Source organism: Streptomyces sp. NPDC058697 (assembly GCF_042715345.1).
Taxonomy (GTDB): domain Bacteria; phylum Actinomycetota; class Actinomycetes; order Streptomycetales; family Streptomycetaceae; genus Streptomyces; species Streptomyces liliifuscus.
In genome coordinates, this window is the sequence record NZ_JBHXSU010000005.1 from 223,903 (window position 1) to 244,931 (window position 21,029).

General features: G+C 71.0%; 20 protein-coding genes. 14 read left to right on the forward strand and 6 right to left on the reverse strand.

The window, feature by feature from the left end:
• Positions 1 to 49 precede the first annotated feature (49 nt).
• The 5 genes from ACFWXQ_RS14600 to ACFWXQ_RS14620 form a co-directional block, all read right to left on the reverse strand.
• Complete coding sequence (locus ACFWXQ_RS14600; RefSeq protein WP_383937217.1) at positions 50 to 874, reverse strand: FMN-binding protein; 825 nt, start codon at positions 872 to 874, stop codon at positions 50 to 52.
• 19 nt (positions 875 to 893) lie between these two features.
• Positions 894 to 2,222, reverse strand: coding sequence for a ferric reductase-like transmembrane domain-containing protein (locus ACFWXQ_RS14605; RefSeq protein ID WP_383937280.1), 1,329 nt, complete (start codon positions 2,220 to 2,222; stop codon positions 894 to 896).
• A gap of 229 nt (positions 2,223 to 2,451) precedes the next feature.
• Positions 2,452 to 3,168: a L,D-transpeptidase gene (locus ACFWXQ_RS14610; protein ID WP_383937219.1), complete on the reverse strand. Its 717-nt coding sequence runs from the start codon at positions 3,166 to 3,168 to the stop codon at positions 2,452 to 2,454.
• A gap of 2 nt (positions 3,169 to 3,170) precedes the next feature.
• The gene (locus tag ACFWXQ_RS14615; protein WP_383937221.1) at positions 3,171 to 3,758 is read right to left on the reverse strand and encodes a pyridoxamine 5'-phosphate oxidase family protein; all 588 of its coding nucleotides are present in this window, start codon (positions 3,756 to 3,758) and stop codon (positions 3,171 to 3,173) included.
• 198 nt (positions 3,759 to 3,956) lie between these two features.
• A complete protein-coding gene (locus ACFWXQ_RS14620; RefSeq protein WP_383937223.1) occupies positions 3,957 to 4,820 on the reverse strand; it encodes a hypothetical protein in 864 nt (287 codons plus the stop codon).
• Positions 4,821 to 5,009: 189 nt separating this feature from the next.
• On the opposite strand from ACFWXQ_RS14620, the gene ACFWXQ_RS14625 reads away from it, so the two are divergent.
• The 12 genes from ACFWXQ_RS14625 to ACFWXQ_RS14680 all read left to right on the forward strand — a co-directional run bounded on the left by ACFWXQ_RS14625 (position 5,010) and on the right by ACFWXQ_RS14680 (position 17,927).
• On the forward strand, positions 5,010 to 6,203 hold the full coding sequence (locus ACFWXQ_RS14625; protein ID WP_383937224.1) for an argininosuccinate synthase: 1,194 nt from the start codon (positions 5,010 to 5,012) through the stop codon (positions 6,201 to 6,203).
• Between the two features lie 110 nt (positions 6,204 to 6,313).
• Positions 6,314 to 7,747, forward strand: a complete 1,434-nt coding sequence (gene argH, locus ACFWXQ_RS14630) for an argininosuccinate lyase (RefSeq protein ID WP_383937226.1) — start codon at positions 6,314 to 6,316, stop codon at positions 7,745 to 7,747.
• 168 nt (positions 7,748 to 7,915) lie between these two features.
• Complete coding sequence (locus ACFWXQ_RS14635) at positions 7,916 to 8,887, forward strand: aldo/keto reductase (RefSeq protein WP_383937227.1); 972 nt, start codon at positions 7,916 to 7,918, stop codon at positions 8,885 to 8,887.
• 83 nt (positions 8,888 to 8,970) lie between these two features.
• A complete protein-coding gene (locus ACFWXQ_RS14640; RefSeq protein WP_359941760.1) occupies positions 8,971 to 9,522 on the forward strand; it encodes a helix-turn-helix domain-containing protein in 552 nt (183 codons plus the stop codon).
• Entirely contained in the window at positions 9,519 to 11,048 is a 1,530-nt protein-coding gene (locus ACFWXQ_RS14645) for an MFS transporter (RefSeq protein ID WP_383937230.1), read from the forward strand. Before ACFWXQ_RS14640 ends, ACFWXQ_RS14645 begins: the two co-directional genes overlap by 4 nt.
• Before the next feature lie 208 nt (positions 11,049 to 11,256).
• Complete coding sequence (locus ACFWXQ_RS14650; protein ID WP_383937232.1) at positions 11,257 to 11,520, forward strand: hypothetical protein; 264 nt, start codon at positions 11,257 to 11,259, stop codon at positions 11,518 to 11,520.
• A complete protein-coding gene (locus ACFWXQ_RS14655; protein ID WP_383937233.1) occupies positions 11,517 to 12,599 on the forward strand; it encodes an AAA family ATPase in 1,083 nt (360 codons plus the stop codon). The genes ACFWXQ_RS14650 and ACFWXQ_RS14655 overlap by 4 nt, the downstream gene beginning before the upstream one ends.
• Entirely contained in the window at positions 12,596 to 13,519 is a 924-nt protein-coding gene (locus tag ACFWXQ_RS14660; RefSeq protein ID WP_383937235.1) for a DUF58 domain-containing protein, read from the forward strand. Before ACFWXQ_RS14655 ends, ACFWXQ_RS14660 begins: the two co-directional genes overlap by 4 nt.
• Positions 13,520 to 13,604: 85 nt before the next feature.
• Positions 13,605 to 14,555, forward strand: coding sequence for a VWA domain-containing protein (locus ACFWXQ_RS14665; RefSeq protein WP_383937237.1), 951 nt, complete (start codon positions 13,605 to 13,607; stop codon positions 14,553 to 14,555).
• Between the two features lie 146 nt (positions 14,556 to 14,701).
• Positions 14,702 to 15,943 carry a S1C family serine protease gene (locus tag ACFWXQ_RS14670; protein WP_383937239.1) on the forward strand — a complete coding sequence of 414 codons (1,242 nt, stop codon included), beginning with the start codon at positions 14,702 to 14,704 and terminating at the stop codon, positions 15,941 to 15,943.
• An 89-nt stretch (positions 15,944 to 16,032) separates the two neighbouring features.
• The gene (locus tag ACFWXQ_RS14675; protein ID WP_055616520.1) at positions 16,033 to 16,701 is read left to right on the forward strand and encodes a response regulator transcription factor; all 669 of its coding nucleotides are present in this window, start codon (positions 16,033 to 16,035) and stop codon (positions 16,699 to 16,701) included.
• Positions 16,698 to 17,927, forward strand: a complete 1,230-nt coding sequence (locus tag ACFWXQ_RS14680) for a sensor histidine kinase (RefSeq protein ID WP_383937241.1) — start codon at positions 16,698 to 16,700, stop codon at positions 17,925 to 17,927. Before ACFWXQ_RS14675 ends, ACFWXQ_RS14680 begins: the two co-directional genes overlap by 4 nt.
• A gap of 178 nt (positions 17,928 to 18,105) precedes the next feature.
• Here the strand turns inward: ACFWXQ_RS14680 and ACFWXQ_RS14685 are convergent, their stop codons facing one another.
• Positions 18,106 to 18,780 (reverse strand): 1-acyl-sn-glycerol-3-phosphate acyltransferase, encoded by a 675-nt coding sequence (locus ACFWXQ_RS14685; protein WP_055616518.1) that lies wholly within the window; start codon positions 18,778 to 18,780, stop codon positions 18,106 to 18,108.
• A 433-nt stretch (positions 18,781 to 19,213) separates the two neighbouring features.
• Here ACFWXQ_RS14685 and ACFWXQ_RS14690 point away from each other — a divergent pair, with 433 nt between their 5' ends.
• The gene (locus ACFWXQ_RS14690) at positions 19,214 to 20,383 is read left to right on the forward strand and encodes a glycerophosphodiester phosphodiesterase (protein ID WP_200399450.1); all 1,170 of its coding nucleotides are present in this window, start codon (positions 19,214 to 19,216) and stop codon (positions 20,381 to 20,383) included.
• Positions 20,384 to 20,498: 115 nt separating this feature from the next.
• Positions 20,499 to 21,005: an RNA polymerase sigma factor gene (locus ACFWXQ_RS14695; RefSeq protein WP_383937243.1), complete on the forward strand. Its 507-nt coding sequence runs from the start codon at positions 20,499 to 20,501 to the stop codon at positions 21,003 to 21,005.
• Positions 21,006 to 21,029: the final 24 nt, after the last annotated feature.

A 21,029-nucleotide genomic window follows, 5' to 3' on the forward strand; every position in this document is an offset into this window, starting at 1 on the left:
CGCCTCGGTGGATTCGGCGGGTTCGGCCAGATCGGCCGGCTCGGTCGGTTCAGCCACCGGCCTGGTCCAGGGCCGACTGCAGGGACTCCTTGTAGCCGCCGCTGGTGTACGTGGCGCCGGACACGGCGTCGATGTCGGCGGTGCCCGCCGCGACCGCGGCCTGGTTGAGCTTGGGCACCGCGTCACCGCTGATCTGGCTGCTGCGTCCGCCGCTGGGCGACTGCACCGCCTCGGCCTTGGTGATCTTCCCGCCGGTGACGGTGATCCGTACCTGCACGGGGCCGTAGTCGGTCGTGACGGCCGTGCCCGTGAGGGTCTTCGCCTGGGCGGCACCCCCGCCGCCGGTGGACCCGCTCGCGTCGGCCGAGCCGCCGCCCGAGCCGCCGCCGGTCGCCGAGCCGCCGCCCGTCGCCGCGGACGAGCCCGCCTTGTCGAGGGCCGACTGCAGGGACTTCTTGTAGCCGCCGCTCGTGTAGGTGGCACCCGAGACCGCGTCGATGTCGGCGCTGCCCGCCGCGGTCGCCGCCTGGTTGAGCTTGGGCACCGAGTTGGTGCTGACCTCGGTACTGCGCCCGCCGGTGGGTGCCTGCACGGCGGCGGCCGAAGTGATCTTCCCGCCGCTCACGGTGATACGGACCTGGACGTTGCCGTACTGGGTCTTGACGACGTCACCGGTGAGGGTCTGGTCACCTCCGTTGCCGGCCTGTACGCCTCCGGAGCCCTGGGGCGCGACCGACTGCTGCCCTTGTGGCGTACCTTCGGCCGACGCGGCCGCCGGGTCCGAGGAGGGCTTCAGGGTCAGCAGCAGCACGATCCCGGACACCGTGGCGGCACCGGCCAGCACGATTCGTCGCAGGGGGTGGCTCTTCTTCATCGGTGCGGACTCCCGTTCGTCACAGCTCGAAGGACTCGTGGTGGATGCGGCGGGCCGGTACGCCCGCGCCGCGCAGTGCGGTGTACGCGCCCTCGGCGAAGCCGGGAGGCCCGCACAGGAACACGTCGTGCTCGTCGATGTCGGGCAGCTTCCGGCGCAGCGTCTCCGGGTTGATGTCCGGGCGCTCCCCGTCGGGGCTGTTCACGGCGTACATCAGGCGGGCGCCGCGCTCGTCGGCGATCGCCGACAACTCGTCCCACAGCGCCAGGTCCTGCGTGCTGTTGGCCCGGTACAGCAGGGTGAGGTCGCCACGCTCGGCCGGCAGCGTCTCGAACAGCGCCCGCATCGGGGTGATCCCCACTCCGCCGGCCATCAGCAGCACCTTGCCGCGGCTGCGCCGGGACGCGGTCATCGCGCCGTACGGGCCCTCGGCCCACACCCGCGTGCCCCGCTTGAGCCCCTTCAGCGCGGTGCTGTGGTCGCCGAGCGCCTTGACCGTGATCCTGAGCAGACCGGGCCTGGGCGCCGCCGACAGCGAGTACGGGTGCGAGCTGAAGCGCATGCCCGGCGCCATGAACCGCCAGCGGAAGAACTGCCCCGGCTCGGCACCGATGCGGTGCAGCTTCTTCCCGCTGATCAGCACGGAGACGATGCCGGGCGCCTCCTCGACGACCTCCTCGACCCGCATCCGGTGCCGCAGGTTCAGCCGGACCGGCGTGATCACCCGGTACCAGATCACCAGCGCGGTCACGGTCCCGTACAGCGCGTACCAGGCCGTCGTGGCGGCCGGCTCGACCGCGAAGTCGTTGCCGGTGGACAGCTGGTGCCAGAACGACAGGTACACGGCCACGTACGTGAGCAGGTGGATGTGGTACCAGGTGTCGTACGGGATCCGCTTGCGCAGTCCGCCGACGGAGATCAGGCCGATGAACAGCAGCACACCCGTGCCGATGGCCGCCTTGCCCATGTCGGGCAGGGTCTTGACCGACTCGATGGTCTGGTCGACGACCCCCGTGTTCGCCTGGAGCGCGTAGCCGTACATCGTCAGACCGATGTGGGCGAGCGTGAGACAGAGCATGTAGCGGCCGCTCATGGCGTGCCAGCGGGCGACCCGGTCGGAGCCGACCCGGCGTTCCAGCGCCGGCACCCGGGCCATCTGCAGGACCACGAGAGCCATCAGATACCCGGCCAGCAGACCGGTGATCCGGCCCGCGTTCAGGATCCGGCCCTTGTCGTCCGCGATGGACGGGGTGTTGCTCCACCACAGCCAGATCACGCCCGCCGCACCCGCCCACACGGCGATCAGCAACGGGATGGCGGGGGAGCGGCGAGGTCGGATACGGCGCATCGTCTGGCGCCGCGCTGCGCGACCGCCGGCGATCGTGCTCACGGTTCCTCCGTGGGGGACGCTGGGAAGGGGAGTGGCCCCTTGGCCCAGTGGTACGTCCCGGGACGGCGGAGTGTTCAACGGCCCCCGGAGCAAGCCGTGAACTGGTGCGACTCGCGGTAACCCGAGGTGACGCGGCTCTCCTCGGCGGACGGCCGCGCAGAGGTCGGTGCGCAGACCGGCGCGGAGGTCAGTAGCGGACGATCGATGTGGGCCCGCCGTCCGTCCCGATGGCGATGTGCGGGCTGCGCGCCGGATCGGCCCAGGTCAGGATGCGTCGCATCGCGTCGTGGGACACCGAGACACAACCGGCCGTCGCGCCGCTTCCGTTGACGTGCAGGAAGATCCCCGCGCCGCGCCCCCGCACCGGCCGCTCGTAGTTGAATCCGACGACGAGCGCGTACGCGTACTGCGTCCCGTATGTGATCAGGTGCTCGGACTCGGCGGCACGGCAGTCGGCGGGGCGTGGCTCGGTCCAGCGGTTGTAGGAGCGGGAGGCGGTGTCCTGGCACCACCAGGAGTCCTGCCGCACCGGGCGGTACTTCGCCTTCGTCCCCTCGGGCGCCGGCTTGATGCCGAAGGCGTACGGCAGGTCGTACAGCCCGGTGGGGGTGGTGTCGGTGCCCTGCTTGCGGGAGTCGCCCTCGACGAGCCCCTTGGCGCCGAAGCGCGCGGGCACGGAACCGGCCTTCACCCAGCGCCCGTCCCGCCGGTTCCACCAGGTGACCGTGCCGGTCGTCGAGGAGGTCCGGGAGGCCTGCGCGGTGATGAGCTGGCTGCCGCCGCCCGTGTCCGCCATCCGCTCGGGCAGCGGCGCCCGGCCGGCGGTGTCACCGGCCGTACCGGGGGCACTCGGGGCCAGCACGAAGAGGGACACGGACGCGAGAAGGGCGACTCCTGGGCGCATGCTCAGACGCTACTGGGAGGCAGGGGCAGCGGCAGCCCGGGTAGGCCATCCAGGCTGGTCCCCACGTGCTCCTTCTTCTCGAAGTACGCGTTCAGCGAGACGTCGTCCTCCCGCGCGAAGCGCTTGGCGTGCAGGTCGCGGTCCTCGTCGTACGACATGGTGGGCACCGCGTAGCCGCAGGTGTCCCGGACGAGTTCGGCCGTCACCACGATGATGGCGCGCAGGCCGTGCAGGGTCGGGTCGATGCCCGGGAAGTGGGCGAGGAGTTCCTTGAAGCGCGGGTCGTCGCGGAAGACCGGCTCGCCCCGGCCGTGTACGCGGACGATGTTCGGCGGGCCCTGGAAGGCGCACCACATCAGGGTGATCCGGCCGTTCTCCCGGAGGTGGGCGATCGTCTCTGCGTTGCTGCCGGCGAAGTCCAGATAGGCGACGGTGAGTTCGTCGAGAACCACGAACGAACCGGTGAGGCCCTTGGGCGAGAGGTTGACCGTGCCGTCGCCCGACAGGGGCGCGGTCGCGGTGAAGAAGATGGGCTGCGCCTCGATGAAGGTACGCAGGCGGCCGTCTATGCGCTCATAAGTCTTTCCCATGTCTAACGATTATGGGTGCAACTCCTTCGCTTGTCTAAGGAATTGCACCGCCCGCGCGTGTGGGGGTACGGCGGGCGGCGTGGTCTCCGGGTCGCGCCCGGAGACCCCCGGGGCCCGCGGGCCTTGCGGCTTGCGGGTCCCGGGGTCGCCCCGGCCGGCGTGCGGGGCGCCCGTGGGGGGACGTCGGTGATTCGGTGACTACTTGTTGAGCGTGCAGGCGGCGAGGGAGTCGAGGCCGGCGGGCTTGGCGGCGGTGCGGCCGATGGCGGTGGCAATGCGGTTGATGGTGGCCACGCGCTTGTCCTTGAGGGGGCCGACGATGGCGTTCTGGGCGAAGTTGGGGCCGCCCTGGCCGACGGTGTCGACGAGGCGCTTGTTGGCCTCGGCGATCTGGGTGTCGAGGAGGGCGAGGTTGCGGTCGACCTCGGCCTTCGCGGAGGCGGGGATCGCGGGGAGGCTCGGCGCGACGGCGGGGCAGTTGACCGTGCCGGCCGCGTTCGTGTTGCCGGTGTTCCCCGTATTGCCCGTGTTTCCCGTGTTCCCGGTGTTGCCGCCCGCCTGCTGGGTGGGGGACGCGCTCGGCGACGCCGCGGCACCGCCTCCGGCCGCCGCGCCCGTGTTCAGCGTGCAGGGGGCGAGGGCGTCGAGGCCGGTGGGCTTGGCGGCGGTGCGGCCGATGGCGGTGGCGATGCGGTTGATGGTCGCGACGCGCTTGTCCTTGAGCGGGCCGATGATCGCGTTCTGGGCGAAGTTCGCGCCACCTTGGCCGACGGTGTCGACGAGGCGCTTGTTGGCCTCGGCGATCTGGGTGTCGAGCAGAGCCAGGTTGCGGTCGACCTCGGCCTTGGCGGAGGCGGGGATCGCGGGGAGGCTCGGTGCGACGGCGGGGCAGCTGACCGTGCCGGGGGACGCCTTTGTTCTGGCGGCCTGGCTGTTGGTGCTCTTGGACGTTTCCCCGGCCAAGGCCGAGCCGGCGATGACCGCTCCGGACAACGCCACCGCGGCCGCGCCGCCGATGATGGCCACACGGCGCTTGTTGTACTTCGGAAGAGCCCTGGACATGCGAGTGCCTCACTTGGGTCAGGAGTGGGTTTACAAACGCGGCGCCGGCGTTCGGAGTGGAGTACGGGAAAGCGGTTTCCCGCGTTCAAGCGACGCCGAAATTTCTTTCCGGCTCACCCCGAGATTGACGAATCATGCAGAGCGCTGCATACTCATGCATGTCAGTGAATGCAGTGTGAGGAGAAGCCCGTGACCGAGCGCGTCGTACTCGCCTACTCAGGCGGATTGGACACCTCCGTCGCCATCGGCTGGATCGCCGAGGAGACGGGCGCCGAGGTCATCGCCGTCGCGGTCGACGTCGGCCAGGGCGGCGAGGACCTGGACGTCATCCGCAAGCGCGCCCTCGCGTGCGGCGCCGTCGAGGCCGAGGTCGCGGACGCGAAGGACGAGTTCGCCGAGGAGTACTGCCTCCCGGCGATCAAGGCCAACGCCCTCTACATGGACCGCTACCCGCTGGTTTCCGCTCTCTCCCGGCCGACGATCGTCAAGCACCTCGTCGCCGCCGCCCACAAGCACGGCGCGGGCGTCGTCGCCCACGGCTGCACCGGCAAGGGCAACGACCAGGTGCGGTTCGAGGCCGGCATCCAGGCCCTCGGCCCCGACCTCAAGTGCATCGCCCCGGTCCGTGACTACGCGATGACCAGGGACAAGGCGATCGCCTTCTGCGAGGAGAAGGGCCTGCCGATCGCCACCACCAAGAAGTCGCCGTACTCCATCGACCAGAACGTCTTCGGACGCGCCGTCGAGACGGGCTTCCTGGAGGACATCTGGAACGCCCCGATCGAGGACGTCTACGAGTACACGCAGAACCCGGCGCTGCCGCGCGAGCCCGACGAGGTGGTCGTCACCTTCAAGGCGGGCGTCCCGGTCGCCATCGACGGCAGGCCTGTCAGCGTCCTCCAGGCCATCCAGCAGCTCAACGCCCGCGCGGGCGCCCAGGGCATCGGCCGGATCGACATGGTCGAGGACCGGCTCGTGGGCATCAAGTCCCGCGAGGTGTACGAGGCTCCCGGCGCGATCGCGCTGATCACGGCCCACCAGGAGCTGGAGAACGTCACCGTCGAGCGTGAACTCGCCCGCTACAAGCGGCAGGTCGAGCAGCGCTGGGGCGAGCTGGTCTACGACGGCCTGTGGTTCTCCCCGCTCAAGCGCGCCCTGGACGGCTTCATCGACGAGGCCAACCAGCATGTCTCCGGGGACATCCGGATGACCCTGCACGGGGGCCGTGCCGTCGTCACGGGGCGGCGGTCCGAGGAGTCGCTGTACGACTTCAACCTCGCGACGTATGACTCGGGCGATACGTTCGACCAGTCGAAGGCGCAGGGGTTCATCGACATCTTTGCGCTGTCTTCGAAGATCGCGGCGAAGAGGGATTTGGCGTAGGGGATCCGTGGGCCGGTGCGTAACCTGCGGGTTGTCGTGGGCTGGTCGCGCAGTTCCCCGCGCCCCTTTGGGGCGCGTCCCGTACTTAACAGTCTTGAGGAGCACAGCAAGTGAGCAGCAACAGCGGTGATGTACGGCTCTGGGGTGGGCGGTTCGCCGATGGGCCCGCCGAGGCCCTGGCCAAGCTGTCCGCGTCCGTCCACTTCGACTGGCGGCTGGCGCCGTACGACATCGCCGGATCGCGTGCCCACGCGCGCGTGCTGCACAAGGCGAGCCTCCTCACCGACGACGAGCTGGAGCGCATGCTCGCGGGGCTCGACCGGTTGGAGGCCGTCGTCGCGGACGGCTCCTTCGTCGGTACCGTCGCCGACGAGGACGTCCACACCGCCCTGGAGCGCGGTCTCCTGGAGCAGCTCGGCCCGGACCTCGGCGGCAAGCTGCGCGCGGGCCGCTCGCGCAACGACCAGGTCGCCACGCTCTTCCGGATGTACCTGCGCGACCACGCCCGGATCATCGGCGGCCTGATCGCCGACCTCCAGGACGCGCTGATCGGGCTCGCCGAGGCACACCCGGACGTCGCGATGCCGGGCCGTACGCATCTGCAGCACGCCCAGCCCGTGCTGTTCGCCCACCATGTGCTGGCCCACGCCCAGTCCCTGTGCCGGGACGCCGAGCGTCTGCGGCAGTGGGACGAGCGGACGGCGGTGTCGCCGTACGGCTCGGGCGCCCTGGCCGGTTCCTCCCTCGGCCTCGACCCGGAGTCGGTCGCCAAGGACCTCGGCTTCGAGAACGGCAGTGTCGGCAACTCGATCGACGGCACGGCCTCGCGCGACTTCGTCGCCGAGTTCGCCTTCATCACCGCGATGATCGGTGTGAACCTCTCCCGGATCGCGGAGGAGGTCATCATCTGGAACACGAAGGAGTTCTCCTTCGTCACCCTCCACGACGCCTTCTCCACCGGCTCGTCGATCATGCCGCAGAAGAAGAACCCGGACATCGCGGAGCTGGCGCGCGGCAAGAGCGGACGGCTGATCGGCAACCTCACCGGTCTGATGGCGACGCTCAAGGCGCTGCCCCTCGCGTACAACCGCGACCTCCAGGAGGACAAGGAGCCGGTCTTCGACTCCTGCGACCAGCTGGAGGTCCTGCTGCCCGCCTTCACCGGCATGATGGCGACCCTCACCGTCCACCGCGAGCGCATGGAGGAGCTGGCCCCGGCCGGGTTCTCGCTCGCCACCGACATCGCCGAGTGGCTGGTCAAGCAGGGCGTACCGTTCCGTGTCGCGCACGAGGTGGCGGGGGAGTGCGTCAAGGCCGCGGAGGCCGACGGCATCGAACTCGACGGCCTCACCGACGAACAGTTCGCGAAGATCTCCGCCCACCTCACGCCGGAGGTCCGGTCCGTCCTGAACGTGCCCGGCGCCCTGGCCTCCCGCAACGGCAGGGGAGGCACGGCCCCGAGCGCGGTGGCGATCCAGCTGACAGAGGTGAAGGCGAACGTGGCGGCTCAGCACGAGTGGGCGACGGCTAAAAAGCAGCGGTAGGACCGGTGCCCCGTCAGGGGCGCGGGGAACTGCGCGACAAACCACGACGCGCCCGCAGCCGCAAACGCACCACACGGACCGAGCTCTCAGGCGCCCCATCCTCACCGAAGGTCATCGCGGGTTACGTTGGTCGGACAGCCGTACTGGAGCCGACCAACGGAGCCCGCGATGCCCTTCGCCCGACTGGCCACAGCAACAACCCCCACCTGCCACATCGGACTGGGCCTCGCCGCAGTCGGCCGCCCCGGCTACATCAACCTCGGCCGGGACGCCGACCTGGGAGACAACCGGAGCGTCGAGACGCTCCGCACCCGCACACATGAACTCCTCGACGCCGCCTACGCCCAGGGCGTGCGCTACTTCGACGCCGCCCGCTCGTACGGCCGCTCGGAGGAGTTCCTCGCCGGCTGGCTGAACACACGGTCCGACATCGAGGACGTCGTCGTCGGCAGCAAGTGGGGCTACACCTATACGGCCGACTGGCGCACCGACGCCGAGGCGCACGAGATCAAGGACCACAGCCTCGCCACGTACGAGAGGCAGCGTGCCGAGAGCGCGGAACTGCTCGGTGACCGGCTCGACCTCTACCAGATCCACTCGGTGACCCCGGACAGCCCCGCGCTCACCGACAAGGAACTGCACGCCAGGCTGGCCGAGGCGGCCGCGCAGGGCCTGACCGTCGGCTTCTCCACCAGCGGCCCCGCCCAGGCCGACGCGATCCGTACCGCGCTCGCCGTGACGGTCGACGGCGAGCCGCTGTTCCGTACCGTCCAGGCCACCTACAACGTCCTGGAGACCTCCGCGGGGCCCGCGCTCGCCGAGGCGCACGACGCCGGGCTGACCGTGATCGTCAAGGAGGGCATGGCCAACGGCCGGCTCGCCGACCCGCACGCACCGGACGCCGTACGCGCCATCGCGGAAGAGGCCGGCCTCGGCTCCGACGCGGTCGCCCTGGCGCTCGTCCTGCGGCAGCCCTGGGCGGGTGTCGTCCTCTCCGGCGCGGCCACCGCCGTCCAGCTCTCCTCGAACCTGCACGCTGCCGTGGTCGACCTCGACGACGAGCAGCAGGCCCGGCTCGACGCACTGACCGAGGAGCCGGTGACGTACTGGGAGAGGCGCGGGCAGCTGCCCTGGCACTGAGTTTTCGCAGCTGGACCCACCAGCGGTGAGCGCCACACGCTTCGAGTGAGACATTGATGTCTCATATGGCTTATGCTTGTCTCATGGCCATCGATCGTGACCACGTGCTGCGCAGCGCAGCCGCCCTGCTCACCCGGAAATCCACCGCCACCATGGACGAGGTCGCCAAGGCGGCCGGGATCAGCCGGGCCACGCTGCACCGCCAGTTCGCCGGGCGCGACGCCCTCGTGCGGGCGCTGGAGGATCTCGGCATCCGCGAGTGCGAGGCGGCCCTGGACGCGGCGCGGCTCGACGAGGACACCGCCCGGGAGGCCGTACGCCGTCTGGTGGGCGAGATCGAGAGCGCCGCCGGGCTGCTCGCCTTCCTCTACTCCGAGAACCAGCTGTTCGAGGGCGAGGAGCGGCACGAGGGCTGGGCCCGGCTCGACGCGCGGATCGCCGCGGTGTTCCGACGCGGCCAGGAGAGCGGCGAGTTCCGCATCGACCTCACCCCCGCCTGGCTCACCGAAGCCCTCTACGGACTCATCGCCTCCGGGGCATGGGCCGTGACCGAGGGCCGAGTGGCCGCCAACGACTTCCACCACATGATCGTCGAGCTGTTGCTCGGCGGCGCACTACGGAGAGAGGAATCATGACCAGCACGGTGCGGCCGGCGTTCACGGCGGAGACGGAGAAGCGTCCGGGCCGCTGGCTCGCGCTCGCCGTCCTCGTCCTCGCCGTGCTGCTCGTGGCCGTCGACGCGACCGTCCTCGGTCTCGCGACCCCCTACATCAGCGAGGACCTCCAGCCCTCCGGTACGCAGCTGTTGTGGATCGGAGACGTCTACTCGTTCGTCATCGCGGGCCTGCTCGTCTCGATGGGCAGCCTCGGTGACCGCATCGGGCGCAAGAAGCTGCTGCTCATCGGCTCAGTCGCGTTCGGTCTCGTCTCCGTGCTCAACGCCTATGCGAGCACTCCCGAGTTGATGATCGTGGCGCGGGCACTGCTCGGTGTCGCGGGCGCGACCCTGATGCCCGCCACCCTCGCGCTCATCCGCAACCTCTTCCACGACCCGCGCGAACGCAGCCTCGCCATCGGCATCTGGGGCGCCACCGCCTCGGCCGGCACGGCGGTCGGCCCGGTCGTCGGCGGATTCCTCCTCGAACACTTCTGGTGGGGCTCCGTCTTCCTGATCAACCTCCCGGTGATGGCGGTCCTCGTCCTCGTCGGCGTGAAGCTGCTGCCCGAGTCCCGCAACCCCGAGCCCGGCCCCTGGGACCTGATGAGCGTCGTGCTGTCGCTCATCGGCATGGTCGGCATCGTGTACGGGATCAAGGAGGCCGCCTCGCACGGCCCGAACGCCACGGCCGGCGCCGCCGCCCTGCTCGGCGCGATCGCGCTCTACGGATTCGTACGCCGTCAACTCACGCTTCCCATCCCGTTGTTGGACATGCGGCTGTTCCGCAACCGCGGCTTCTCCGGGGCCGTGCTCGCCGATCTGCTGACCATCCTCGGCCTGTCCGGCCTGGTCTTCTTCCTCTCGCAGTTTCTGCAACTCGTGCAGGGCAGGGGGCCGTTGGAGGCGGGCCTCGCCGAACTGCCCGCAGCGCTGGGCGCGGTGGCGGCCGGCCTGGTCGCGGGCACGGTCGCGCGCCGGTACTCGGTGCGTGCCGTCACCGCCGGTGGGCTCGCCGCGATCGGGCTCGCCCTGGGCGCGCTGACCCTGCTCGACGAGTCGACCGGGTATCCGCTCCTCGGCGGGGCCCTGCTGGTCGTCGGCGTGGGCGCGGGCTTCTCCTTCACCGTGACCGCCGACGTGATCCTCTCCAGCGTGCCCAAGGAACAGGCGGGCGCCGCGTCCGCGGTCTCCGAGACGGCCTACGAACTCGGCGCGGCCCTCGGCATCGCCCTGCTCGGCTCCATCGTCACCGGCGTCTACGCCGGGTTCACGGCCCCACCGGGCACACCCCCCGAGGTGGCCGCCGCGGCCCACGAGTCCCTCGGCGGCGCGGTGGAGGCGTCCGCCGGGCTGCCCGACGCCGAGCCCCTCCTCGACGCCGCCCGCACAGCCTTCGTCGACGGCATCGCCCTGGCGGCGGGCCTCGGCGCAGCGGTACTCCTGGCGGCATCGGTGGCGGCATGGGTACTCCTGAGAGGACAGAAGCTGGGAAGCGGGGAGTAGGGGGGCGCGCCCCTTCAGGGGCGCGGGGCTGTGACATTGTGCGGCTCCGCCGCGTGGGCGCGACAAGCTACGACGCACCCGCGGCCAACACACGACCCCGCCCCCAAACCCGCAGGCAGCACCCCCCTTTAAGCCCGTTTTCGCCCCCACCTGATGGTCTTGGCCCCGTACCGGACGTCGTCCCACACGGCCGAAGGAGCCACCGACCATGACCCGTCATATCCGTAACCGCAAGATCCTCGTCGTCACTGCACTGGCCACCGCGGCCCTGGCGGCCGGCGGCGTCGCCCTCGCCGCAGACGGCGACGAGGCCCCCCGCGAAACGGTCCGCTTCGTCGTCGAGGAAGGCACGGCCGAGGGCGGAGCGGCCGACAACGGAACCCGCACATGGACCCGCGAGGACTGCCCCGACAAGGACGGCACCGGCGGCACCCCCTCCGCGGATCCGAGCAACCCCGCGGCAGCGCTGTGACCACCGCCGACCCACGTGGCGACACCACGGACGGGAAGCTCCTCGAAGAGGCGCTCTTCGAGGTCAAGCGGGTGATCGTGGGCCAGGACCGCATGGTGGAGCGGATGTTCACCGCGGTCCTGGCCCGGGGCCACTGCCTGCTCCAGGGCGTCCCGGGCGTCGCCAAGACCCTCGCCGCGAAGACCCTCGCGCACGTGGCCGGCGGACGATTCTCCCGGCTGCAGTTCACCCCCGACCTCGTCCCGTCCGACATCACCGGCACCCGGATCTACCGCCCGTCCCAGGAGACGTTCAGCGTCGAACCCGGCCCGGTCGTCGCCAACTTCGTGCTCGCCGACGAGATCAACCGCGCCCCCGCCAAGGTGCAGTCCGCGCTCCTCGAAGTGATGGGCGAGCACCAGGTCTCCATCGGCGGCACCACCATCCCCGTCCCCCAGCCGTTCCTCGTACTCGCCACCCAGAACCCCATCGAGTCCGAGGGCGTCTACCAACTCCCCGAAGCCCAGCGCGACCGCTTCCTGCTCAAGGTCGACGTCGCCGTCCCCAGCGAGTCCGAGGAACTCGCGATCCTCTACCGCATGAGCGTCGACCCGCCCAGGGCACGCCCCGTCCTCACCCCCGACCGGCTCATCGCGCTCCAGCGCACCACCGACGAGGTGTTCGTGCACCACGCGGTCGCCGAATACGCCGTACGACTGGTCGTCTCGACCCGTGAACTCGCGGGCCCCGGCAGCCGGTTGGCGCACGGCGCCGGCCCGCGCGCCACGCTGGGCCTGGTCGCCGCCGCCCGCGCGCTCGCCCTGCTGCGCGGCCGTGGTTACGTCCTCCCCGAGGACGTGCACGACCTGGCCCACGAGGTGGTCGCCCACCGGCTCGTGCTGTCCTTCGACGCACTCGCCGACGGGATCACCGGCGCCGAGATCGTCGACGAGGTACTGGCCGCCGTGGAGCAGCCGCGCATCACCCCGCGCCAGGCCGCCACCCGCCCCGAAGGACGAACAGAGGGGCGAACGGAAGGACGCACAGAGGGACGCGCCGAGGGACGCACAGAGGGGGGAACGGAGGGCGAAGCGGCATGAGCGGCACCCCGACCCTCAGCGAACTGACCCCCGAACAGGCCCTGAAGCACCTGGAGTTGCTCTTCACCCGCCGCCCCGACGGCCTCCTCCAGGGCGACCATCCCGGCCTCGTACCGGGACCGGGAACCGAGGTGTCCGAGACCCGGCCGTACGTCATCGGCGACGACGTACGCCGGATGGACTGGAACGCCACCGCGCGCACCACCGTCCCGCACGTTCGGCTCACTCTCGCCGACCGCGAACTGACCACCTGGATCGTGCTCGACGCGTCCGCGAGCATGGACTTCGGCACGGCACGGATGGAGAAGCGCGACCTGGCCGTCGGCGCGGCCGCGGCCGTCGCCTTCCTCACCGAACGGGCCGGGAACCGGCTCGGCGCGCAGATCACCGGACCGGACGGCATCCAGCGGATTCCGCCCCGCACCGGGCGCCACCACCTCCTCACGATCCTGCGGGCCGCCCTGGACCGCCCCCGGGTGGCGGCGGGCGGGGCAAAGGACGCCCCGCACTCCCTGTCCGACGCCCTGCGCTCGCTGCGCGCACTCCCCGGCAGCGGCCTGGTCGCCGTCATCTCCGACTTCCTGGAGACCGGCTGGGAGCAACCCCTTCGAACGGTCGCCCACCGTCACCAGATCCTGGCCGTCGAGACCGTCGACCCCCGTGAACTGGAGCTGCCCGCCGTGGGGTTGCTCAACGTCGTCGATCCGGAGACCGGCATCAGGCGCGAAATCCCCACCCACTCACGGCGGTTGCGCGAACGGTACGCCGAAGCGGCCCTGGAACAGCGTGCGTTGATCAAGGCGTCCATCCGCCGGGCGGGCGCGGCCCACCTCCGGCTGCGTACGGACCGCGACTGGGTGCGCGATGTCGTACGCCATGTCGAGGAGCAGCGGCGCCGGTCGGGAGGCGGTGCCGCGTGAACACATCCGTCGCTCCGGAGTCCGTCACCCCGATCCCCGTACGCCCGCATCCCCTGGCGGGGGCCATGAGTCCGCTGGAGGTGCCGTGAGTCTTCACTCGCCCGGCTGGCTGCTGCTCCTGGTGCCGCTCGCCCTGCTGATCGGCGCCTATCTCCTGGTGCAGCGCAGGCGCGGCCGGTACGCGGTCCGCTTCACCAACCTGGAACTGCTGGACAAGGTCGCGCCCCGGCGGCCCGGCTGGCGCCGCCATGTCCCGGCGGCCGCCTTCTGCGGCACGCTCGCGCTGCTCGTCGTGGGCTTCGCCCGGCCGACCGCGGAGGTGCAGGTGCCGCGTGAGCGGGCCACGATCGTGGTGGCGTTCGACGTGTCGGCGTCCATGGAGGCCACCGACGTCGAGCCGACCCGCTTCGAGGCCGCCCAGCGTGCCGCGCTCGCCTTCGTCGACCGGCTGCCCGAACGCTTCAACGCGGGACTCGTACCGTTCAGCGGCTCCGCCACGGTCGCGGTCCCGCCGACCACCGACCGCGGCGCCCTGCGCTCGGCCATCGAACGGCTCACCACCGGCGAGGGCACGGCGATCGGCGAGGCCGTCGTGGCCGCGCGTGACGCCGTCCGCATGCTCGACCGGGAGGCCGAGACCAGCCCGCCGCCGGCGCACATCGTGCTGCTGTCCGACGGCTCCAACACCACGGGCCGGTCCGTCGAGTCGGCGGCCCAGGAGGCGGCCGACGACAAAATCCCGGTCTCGACCATCGCGTACGGCACGGAAAGCGGGACCATTGACCTGCCGTCCGGCGACACGGTGAGCGTCCCGGTCGACGGTCCCGCCCTGCGGGGCCTCGCCTCCAGCACCGGCGGCGACTTCCACGAGGCCGCGACGGGCGAAGAACTCCAGGAGGTGTACGAGGACATCGGCAGCTCCGTCGGGCACCGCACCGAGGAGCGCGAGATCTGGCAGTGGTTCGTCGCTGCCGGTCTCCTCACGGCCCTCGCCACCGCGGCCACCTCACTGCTCTGGTTCTCCCGACTCCCCTGATCCGCAACCTCTCCGGCTTCCGGCACCGTGCTCCGGCATTCGGCTTCCGGCACCACCGGCTTCCGGCACCACCGGGTTCCGGCACCACCGGGTTCCGCTCCCCGGCCCCCTCGGGTCCAGGGTTCCGCGACCAAGGAGGAACGACCGTGTCGTACGACCGATTCCAGGGCCACCCCGGCCCGCCGCGTCACCCGGGCACGTCGCCTCACCCGGGACCACCTCGCGACGCCGGCTTCCAGGACGAGCCGCGTCTCCCCGACCAGCCGCATCTCCCCGACCAGCCGGGGCTTCCGGACCAGCCGGGTCCTCCGGGCGGCACGGGCCTCCCCGGCCGTGCGGGGCCGCCGGCTCACCCCAGCCCGACCCGTCCGCTGGGCCCGTCACGCCCCACCGGACCACCCCGTCCGCCCGGCCCCCTGGGCCCCAACGGCCCCAGGGCGGAGGGCCATCGGGCCGAGGCGGAGCCCGGCGACCCGTACCGGAGCGGGCGGCCCCACACCCCCTACCCAGGCCTCGGCGAGCCGCGCGGACCTTCCTTCCTGCCCGGTCGGCCCCCCTCGGGATTCGGCCCGCCCGCGCCGCCGGAGACGTCGTACCCGATCCCGAGCCCGAGCCCGTACGCGGCCCCGAACCCGGGGCCCCCTCCGGCCCCGCCTCCCCGGTCTCCCCGCAAGGTCAGCCCCCTCCTGGCCGCGGTCCTCGCTGCGGTCCTCGCGGGTGGAGCCGCGGGATACGCGGCCGGGGCCGTCGGTGACGAGGAGCCCGCCGCATCGGCGGCCGGGCAGGACGTCACGGGGCTCGAAGCGGTCGCCGCGCGCGTGCTGCCGAGTGTCGTGTCCATCGAGACGGCGGAGGGCCAGGGTTCCGGGTTCGTGTTCGACGAGCGCGGCCGGATACTCACCAACGCGCATGTGGTGGCGGGCAGTTCGGAGGTGTCGATCGAGCTCCAGGACGGGCGCCGGCTCCGTGCGGAGGTGCTCGGCGACGATACCGCCAACGACGTGGCCGTCCTGGAACCGGAGACCGCCCGCGGGCTGCGCGCCGCCGAACTGGCGTCCGGGGCTCAGGCCAAGCCCGGCGTGGGCGACACCGTGCTCGCCATCGGGTCCCCGCTCGGCCTCAGCGGCACCGTCACCTCGGGCATCGTCAGCGCGCTCGACCGGTCCGTGCGGCTCGGCGAGGGCGGTGAACGGCGGCGGGCCCTGCAGACCGACGCGTCGATCAATCCGGGGAACTCCGGTGGTCCGCTCGTCGATGCGGATGGTCGTGTGATCGGCATCAACACGGCTATCGCTACGTTGGATCAGCAGCGGGGTGGGTCGATCGGGATCGGGTTCGCCATTCCGATGGCGGATGCGCGGGCCGCTGCGCGGGCGATCATTGATTGAAGCTGCGGGTTCGTTGTGGCTTGTCGCGCAGTTCCCCGCGCCCCTGAGGGGGCGCGACTTGGCTCGGCGTTGGAAGGCGGGTGGGGCAGATGAGGCTGCTGGTCGTCGAGGACGAGGAAGATCTTGTCGTGGCGCTCAAGGTCGGGCTGGTGCGGGCCGGTTACGCGGTGGACATCGCGCCCGATGTCGACACGGCCACGGAGAAGCTGGCCGTCAACGACTACGACCTGGTGCTGCTGGACCTCAACCTGCCGGACGGCGACGGCTTCTCGGTCTGCCGTGCCGTACGGGCCACGCCCGGCGGTCCCCGCATTCTGATGCTCACCGCCCGCGACCGCCTCGCCGACCGGGTCCGGGGCCTGGACGAGGGCGCAGACGACTACCTGGTGAAGCCGTTCGCGCTGCCCGAACTCCTGGCCCGTATAAGGGCGTTGCTCCGCCGCGAGGACGGCGGAACCGCGGTCGTCGAGGTCGGCGAACTGCGCCTGGACACCGCCCGGTTCGAGGCCTTCCGGGGCGCACGCCCGCTCCAGCTCACGCCCAAGGAGTTCGGCGTCCTGCACTACCTGATGACCCGCCCGGGACGTGTCGTACCGGCCGAGGAACTCCTCGAACACGTCTGGGACGAATACGCCGACCCGTTCACCAACACCGTGCGGGTCACGGTCGGTTCGCTGCGCCGGAAGATCACCGGAGAAGAGGAACCGCTCATCGAGACGGTGATCAGGCAGGGGTACCGCCTCAAGGAGACACGATGATCGGCGCGCTGCGGATCGTCAGGGCCAGGCTCCGCCTCCCGGCGTTCACCCACACCATCCGCTTCCGTCTGACTGTTCTCTACTCCGGCCTGCTCTTCGTGCTCACCGCACTCGTCCTCGGCGGGACGTACCTCGCGGTCGAGCGCAGCGGCGAGGCGCACCCCGTCAGCAAGCAGTTCTCGGCGTCGAAGTACGTGAACGACGAGTACGTCGGCGAGATCCCGGTGGTGAAGGTCCAGGAGGTCGAGGCCGCCGTCAACTACGAGACCCTCGCCAACCTGCGCCGCTTCTCCTTCGCCGTACTGGGCGGACTCGCCGTCACCAGCCTCGCCATCGGCTGGATCCTCTCCGGCCGCGCCCTGCGTCCCGTACGCGCCATCTCCCGTACGGCCGCCGAGATCCAGGCGACCGACCTCTCGCAGCGCATCCGTCTCGACGGGCCCAAGGACGAGCTCCGCGATCTCGCCGACACCGTCGACTCCATGCTCGACCGTCTCGACGAGGCCTTCCGCGCCCAGCGCCAGCTCATCGACGACGCCTCACACGAACTGCGCAGCCCGCTCGCGATCATCCGGGCCAACCTGGACGCGGTGCTGACGGCGGAGGAGTCGGAGGAGGCCGAGCGCAGGGCGGCCGTGCGAAGTGTGGACCGCGCCACGACCCGTATGACCCGCCTGGTCGAGGACCTGCTGGCCACCGCCCGCCGTACGGCACCCGCGCTGGCCGACGCGGACGTCGACCTGGCCGCCGCCGCGGGCGAGGCATGCGAGGAGTTCGCGCCGCTCGCCGCCGAGCGAGGGCTCGTACTGCACCGGCGTCTCACCACGGGCCTGACGGTCATCGGCGACCACGACGCGCTGCGCAGAGCGGTCGGCAACCTGCTCTCCAACGCCGTACGGCTCTCGCCGCCGGGCACCGGCATCACGGTCGCCGCGGGCCGGATGGACGGCTGGCTCTGGGCGTCGGTCCAGGACGAGGGCCCCGGCATCCTCGACGACGACCAGACCCGGGTCTTCGACCGCTTCTGGCGTGCGAAGGGCAACGGCGGCGGCCACGACCGTCACGCGGGCCTGGGCCTCGCGATCGTCCGCCAGATAGTCGAGTCCCACGGCGGCCAGATCCGCCTCTTCTCAACACTCGGCAAGGGCTCGACTTTCGTCCTCTGGTTCCCGCCCCCGGCAACCGACCACACAAACGCGACCCCACCGGACGAGCAACCTGTTTGATGCCCCGGCCGGCTGCGCTTCTCTTTTCCAGGACCACAGATCCAGCGCCCTATAGGCCTGCGTCGGGCCTAGCGCCCGTCAGGGGCGCGGGGAACTGCGCGCCAAGCCCCAACGAACCCGCAGCGCCCCACAACCCGGACCCCCCACCCCGGAGGGAGCCCCAAAAAAACCAGCGGAGCTAAGCCGCTTCCTTGGCCTTCGTGGCGTACATGTCCACATACTCCTGCCCCGACAACCGCATGACCTCAGCCATCACCGAGTCGGTCACAGCCCGCAGCACATACCGGTCCCGGTCCATCCCCTCGTACCGGGAGAACTCCATCGCCTCACCGAACCGAACAGTGACGCGGCCCGGCCGCGGAAACCCCGCACCGCCGGGCTGGATCTTGTCCGTGCCGATGATGGCGAACGGCACGACGGGCGCGCCGGTCATCATCGCCAGCCGGGCGATGCCGGTGCGGCCCCGATAGAGCCGGCCGTCGGGGGAGCGGGTGCCCTCGGGGTAGATGCTGAACACCTTGCCCTCTTCCAGCACGCGACGGCCGGTCATCAGCGCCGCGACACCGCCGCGGCCGCCGTCGCGGTCGACCGGGATCATGCCGCAGCCCGTGAAGAACCAGGCCATCAGGCGGCCCTTGATGCCCTTCCCGGTGACGTACTCGTCCTTGCCGATGAAGAAGACCTGCCGGTCGCAGAAGAGCGGCATGATCATCGAGTCGATGAACGTGAGGTGGTTGCCGGCCAGGATGACCGGGCCCGTGCCCGGGATGCGCTCCGCACCCTCCACCCGTGGGCGGAACATCAGGCGCATGATCGGTCCGAGCACTGCCTTGATGAGCGCGAAGCGGGACAACGTGCCCTCCGGTGTCAAGGGATTCGGTATAAGTCTGTGCAGGTGAGGACGATACTCGCGGCCCCCCGGGTCTTGCACATCGGGTTCACCGAGTGGATACGCACTGTTGACCCTTGTTTACCTGCGGTGGCGCCCCGTCGCACGGCTGTCATCCATACGACACGGTGTGACGAAGTACGCACCCGTTAGGCCTTCTGAGAGGCCGGGTACCCACCCGGGCCACCTCCACCCACCGGCCGGTCCGGCGTTTGACGGCGAGTCAGCCGAGGGCGGGTCGTCCGGGACGCCGCCGCCGGCCCCCGGCCAACTCACGCACCCCACACGACATCCAGCGTCACCCGCGTGTTCCGTCCAAGGTCTCCCCTCCGTCACCCCCGCACACCTACGATCGTCCCGCTTTGACAGGTGCAAGGCAGTATGCGGAGGAGCGCACATGGGGACGCAGGAGTCGAACGAGGGACTGAACGGGACCGGCCCGGGACGGCGCGCGCTGCTCGGGGCCGCGGTCCTCGGCGCCGGCGGAGCCGTCCTCGGGGTGCCGGCCACGGCGAGAGCCGACGAGAAGCACGGCGGCGGTGGCTACAAGAGCCTGCCGAAGCCGACGATCATCGGGCACCGCGGGGCCAGCGGCTACCGGCCGGAGCACACGCTCGGCTCGTACCAGCTGGCCCTCGACATGGGCGCGCACGTCGTCGAGGCGGGCGACCTGGTGCCGACCAAGGACGGCCACCTCGTCTGCCGCCACGAGCCGGAGATCGGCGGTACGACGGACGTCTCCGCGCACCCCGAGTTCGCGAGCCGCAAGACCACCAAGCTCCTCGACGGGGTGTCCACCACCGGCTGGTTCACCGAGGACTTCACGCTCGCCGAGCTGAAGACGCTCCGCGCCAAGGAGCGCATCCCGGCCAACCGCCCGCACAACACGCTCTACGACGGCCGCTGGGAGATCCCCACCTTCGAGGAGGTGCTGCGCTGGCGCGAGGAGCAGAGCCGCAAGCGCGGCAAGCAGGTCTGGATCTACCCCGAGCTCAAGCACCCCACCTACTTCCGCAAGCTGGGCCTCGGCCTGGAGGAGCGGGTCGCCAAGGTGCTGCGCAGGCACGGCCTGGACAAGAAGAACTCGCCCGTCATCCTGCAGTCCTTCGAGCCGACCAGCATCCAGCGCCTGAACAAGCTGGTGGGCAACCCCCTGGTCGTGCTCCTGTCGGCCGCCAACACCCGCCCCTGGGACTTCGTGGAGACGGGCGACCCGCGTACGGTCGCCGACCTGGTCAAGCCCGCGGGCCTGAAGCAGATCGCCTCCTACGCGCAGGGCATCGGCCCGACCTTGGACCTGATCATCCCGAAGGACGCGAGCGGCAACCTCACCACGCCGACCACCCTGGTCCGGGACGCGCACGCCGAGGGCCTGATCCTGCACCCGTACACGATGCGCAACGAGAACCCCTTCCTGCCCGCGAACTTCCGCAAGGGCACCGACGCGGACGGCTACGGGGACGTCTTCGGCGCCTTCCGGACGTACTTCGCGACCGGCATCGACGGGGTCTTCACCGACAACCCCGACACCGGTGTCCTCGCCCGCGAGGACTTCCTGAAGCGCTGAGCCCTCACCGACGAACCGCCACCGCGCTCGTCAACAGCTGAGCCCCCGGCCCCGGTTGGGGTGACAGACGGCCGCCCCGGCAACCTCGTGCCGGGGCGGCCGCGTCGTGCCGCATATGACCCACGACATGCTCGACACGCTGCGTCCGCTGCTCGCTGCCGAGGCCTCCGCGGAGGCATATGCCTCGGGCGCGGAGCCCGGCGACCTGGAACAGGCCGTCTGGGTGCGCCTCCTGGAGCATCTCGGCACGGACGGCCCGCCCGCCGACCCGGCCGCCTGGCTGCGCGGCGCCGTACGCTCCGAGGCCCGCCGCAGCCGGCACACCGCGAGCATCGAGCAGCCGTACGCGTCCGAGCCCGCCGACGACAGCGGACCGGGCCCGGAACAGCTCGCGCTCACCGCCGCCCGGCGCCGGGCCCTGCACTCCGCCGTACGCAAACTGCCGGGCCGCTGTCCGCGTCTCATGGCCGCGTTGCTGTCCCCGCAGGACCTCACATACCGGGAGATCGCGGGGGAGTTGGGTATCTCACAGGGCAGTCTCGGTCCGGAACGTTCCAGATGTCTTGGTTGTCTGCGCCGAATGCTTACGTCGGAGGTTGCGGCGCACGAACCACGGGGATAGGAGTGAGGGACTACCGGCGGAACA